The 2,625-nt window shown below is 57.6% G+C and carries 2 protein-coding genes; both read right to left on the reverse strand.

The window, feature by feature from the left end; genetic code table 11:
- Window positions 1-105: 105 nt before the first annotated feature.
- Window positions 106-882 carry an IS21-like element helper ATPase IstB gene (gene istB / locus NKI01_RS30780; RefSeq protein WP_031212798.1) on the reverse strand — a complete coding sequence of 259 codons (777 nt, stop codon included), beginning with the start codon at window positions 880-882 and terminating at the stop codon, window positions 106-108.
- 17 nt (window positions 883-899) lie between these two features.
- Window positions 900-2,453 carry an IS21 family transposase gene (istA, locus tag NKI01_RS30785; RefSeq protein ID WP_352965854.1) on the reverse strand — a complete coding sequence of 518 codons (1,554 nt, stop codon included), beginning with the start codon at window positions 2,451-2,453 and terminating at the stop codon, window positions 900-902.
- Between the last annotated feature and the right edge of the window lie 172 nt (window positions 2,454-2,625).

The raw sequence follows: 2,625 nt of genomic DNA on the forward strand, positions 1-2,625 counted from the left end.
TGCGGATTTCACTAAATTGGGACAGCCGTTTCAGTAAATCGCGGACAATCGTTTCGCTAAGTCGCGGACAACGGAAGCGATCGAGTTCCGGTTGCCTTGTTGCTGTTAGGAGTGATTGATTTCGGTTATTTCGCTGCCGGTCAAGAGCGTCGATGGTTTTCGCTTTCGCATGCTGTCGCCTTCGAGCGTTATGCGGTGCGCATTGTGAACGATACGGTCCAGGATCGCATCGGCTAAAGTGACCTCTCCGATCATTTCATGCCAGGCGGCCACAGGAAGTTGAGCCGTGATCAGCGTCGATTTCCGCCGGTATCGCTCCTCGAAGATTTCGAGCAGATCGAGGCGCTGCCTGTCGCTCAGCGTATGCGTTCCCCAATCGTCGAGGATCAGCAGCTGGACGCGAGCGAGTTTATCGATAAGGCGCGGGAAGCGTCCGTCGAGCCTTGCAAGTGCGAGATCCTCGAAGAGCCGTGGCATGCGAACGTAGAGCACGGAATAGTCCAGACGGGCCGCCTGTCGTCCGAAGGCGCAGGCAATCCATGTCTTTCCGGTGCCCGTTTGGCCTGTCAGAATCAAGTTCTCGTTTGCCTTCAGCCATGCCCCCTGCGCCAAGGATAAGACGTTCCGGCGATCAAGGCCGCGGTGAGTGCTAAAATCGATGTCTTCGATCGAGGCATTGGCAAAACGCAGCTTTGCTGTTGCCAACCGATTGGTCAGCCGTTTGTCTGTTCTCAGTGCGATCTCGCGGTCGAGCATCAGGCCGAGCCGCTCGTCAAAGCTGAGGTCGTTTCCATGGACCTGCTCGGCAAGCTCGCGATAGGCCGCGACCATTCCGGCAAGGCCGAGCGTGTGCATTTGATCAAGGGTTGGATGTGTCAGCATCTGGGTGTTTTCCTTTCTCATTGATAGTAGGTTTTACCGCGGATATTGCCGTGCGGCGGTGCCGGCTTGACGGCCTCGCTCACGGGCGCAGCTTGGTCGAGACCAGATTTGAGAATGTTGGCGACGGACGAATAGCTCATTGCATTGATGGTCAAGGCACGCTCGCACGCCATTTCCAGGCGATCGGATTTGTAGCGTCGCGCCAAGGAAAGGACGCCCTGCGCGGATCGATAGCCTTGTTCCGGATGCGGGCGGTCACTCAGCAGACGCTCGATAAATATCGCCGTATTGCTCCCGACTTTTGCCGCTTCCTTGCGCAACGTGTGAGGCGTCGTGTTTGCATAGCGCTGGTGGGACTTCGGCATATGCTCATTGACGGTAATATGGCCCGAGCGCTGCGAGCTTCTGATGTGGCTGGCGATCCGCTTATGGTCAAAGAAGATCTCGACCGCCCGGTAGGTCAGTCTCACATCGACCCGCCTGCCGATCAGACCGTGCGGCACGGAGTAGAAGGTCTTGTCGACTTCGACATGATAGTCGGGATGGACCTTGGCGACTTTCCATTCTGCATATTCAAACGGTGTTGCCGGCAGTGGCTTGAGCTGGGTGCGTTCGATCTCATCAAACAACGCACGGCGGGATTTGCCATAACGGCGCATGGTCCGGCCGTTGAGGTCTTCGATCAAACTGCTGATCCGGATATTGAGATCAGCAAGGCTGAAGAAGCGTTCATTTCGAAGCCTGGCCAGCACCCACCTCTCGACGATTAAAACTGAACCTTCGGCGGATGGCTTATCCCGAGGACGTTTTGGCCGCGCTGGCAGGATGGTCGTATCGTAGTGCTCGGCGAAGGCGGCGAAGGTCGCATTTAACGTCGGCTCGAACCAAAGAGCCTTGGCAACCGCGGATTTGAGATTGTCGCAGATCGTCCTCTTCGTCGCGCCGCCGAAGTAACTGAAGGCCCGTTGGTTCGCTTCGATCCAATCCGGCAGCTTCTGGCTGAAGCTCGCATAAGAGAACGTCAATTGAGACGCGCTCAGCACCGCGACGTAAATCTGCGCTGCGCGGATCTCTCCTGTCGACGGGTCGACGACGGGGATCGTGTGGCCAGCATAGTCGCACTCCATGGCGACGCCAGCAACGTGCCGGCTGCGATAGCTGGGTTTGACGCGGCTTTCGTATTCGGCAAAACGGCAGCAGAACCAGGTGTAGCCATAGCCGTCCAGATGGCTCTCACGATATTCCTGCCACAGCAGATTGAGCGTCACGCCCTTGCGCTTCAGCTCGCTGGCAATCTTCGGCCAGTCCGGCTCATCGATGTCACGCGGCGGCCGTCCCATCCGGCGAAAGAGCCGTCGCTCCAGAACCTCGTCATCGTCCAGTCCAGGGGGCCGCGGCCAGACCGCAAGTCCGGCTTCCCGTGCCCGCAGCAGATACGTCGATACCGACGTCTTGCTGATCTTCAAACGCTCCGAAACGGCCCGCACAGGGAGTTCCTGCTCGAACGTCAGCCGCAGTATCGATCGGATGTCCTTCACGCTCGTATGTCTCGCTCGCTTCCGTCTCGGCATTGATGTCCTCGCTTCGAATACGAGGGCAAAATGCCAGATCGGCGCTCACGAAAATCGACCTAATTCCGCCGCCTGTTTTGTCCGCGACTTACTGAAATCCCTGTCCCGAACTTACTGAAATCCGTGTCCGCGACTTACTGAATTCCTTGTCCGGGACTTTGCGAAACCCGCA

This window comes from Mesorhizobium sp. M0815, assembly GCF_040319995.1.
Classification (GTDB): domain Bacteria; phylum Pseudomonadota; class Alphaproteobacteria; order Rhizobiales; family Rhizobiaceae; genus Mesorhizobium.

Coding starts and splice junctions, on each gene's coding strand:
- istB (WP_031212798.1), bottom strand. CDS start 882: ATGCTGACACATCCAACCCTTGATCAAATGCACACGCTCGGCCTTGCC.
- istA (WP_352965854.1), bottom strand. CDS start 2,453: ATGCCGAGACGGAAGCGAGCGAGACATACGAGCGTGAAGGACATCCGA.